Annotated in this window: 2 protein-coding genes; both read right to left on the bottom strand. The window is 47.6% G+C overall.

The window, feature by feature from the left end:
* Positions 1 to 145, bottom strand: a 145-nt coding sequence (locus D0S45_20655) for a pilus assembly protein PilS (GenBank protein ID TIH06958.1), incomplete at its 3' end; no start/stop codon positions are given.
* Between the two features lie 9 nt (positions 146 to 154).
* Positions 155 to 683, bottom strand: a 529-nt coding sequence (locus tag D0S45_20650; GenBank protein ID TIH06957.1) for a type II secretion system protein, incomplete at its 5' end; no start/stop codon positions are given.

Genomic DNA, 683 nt, shown 5'->3' with positions numbered 1-683 from the left:
TATTCACTTCAAGTTTAAGGGTGGAAAGATTCTGCTGAGCGGTAGTTACCTTCTCGTTTTCTCTTCCGGATTTGATTCTGAGTGCTGTGCCTCCGAGGACCAGAGCGGCGATGAGCAAAACACCAACGATTTCGAGTAAGTTCATTTTTTTCTCCTAGTAGGCCATGTTCAGGCCGGATTGTTGTTGAATGTCGGACATTGCCAGAACAATGTTGGACACCAGATATGCTATTGTGATGATGCAGCCGTAATTGATGATTTTGGCTTGTGTTTGTACCTTTTCAACCCCTTCTGCCAGCATCTCTTCAGCTATGAGGTAGAGCTGGCTGTGGAAGTTGCTGAGACGTGAGTAGACTCGCAGGTCCTCAATGATTTCTTTGGTCGGGAACTGGTATCCGGAATCGTCCAGAGCCGGACCTAATTTTTTCCCCTTGGTGAGTTGAGCGAGGACTGATTGCAGCCGTTCTTTGAGCCATGGCCCTGTGTCCGGAATAGCCAGCATTTTTTCAATTGCGGTTGAAAGCTGAATTCCTGATTTCATAAGAATGGCAAGAGTAAACAGCCACAGACTGCCGATGATCAGGCGGTAGAATGACCATGGCGGGATGGAATCAAAGCGGACACGTAGATTGCCGGTCCAGATTTTGATGGTGGCTAAGGAGAGCAAACCAGACAGTATCAAC

Origin of the sequence: Marinifilum sp. JC120, assembly GCA_004923195.1 — a bacterium.
Taxonomy (GTDB): Bacteria; Desulfobacterota; Desulfovibrionia; order Desulfovibrionales; family Desulfovibrionaceae; genus Maridesulfovibrio.
Note: the sequence above shows the minus strand (reverse complement) of the source record. Positions and strands in the feature narration are given on the sequence as shown.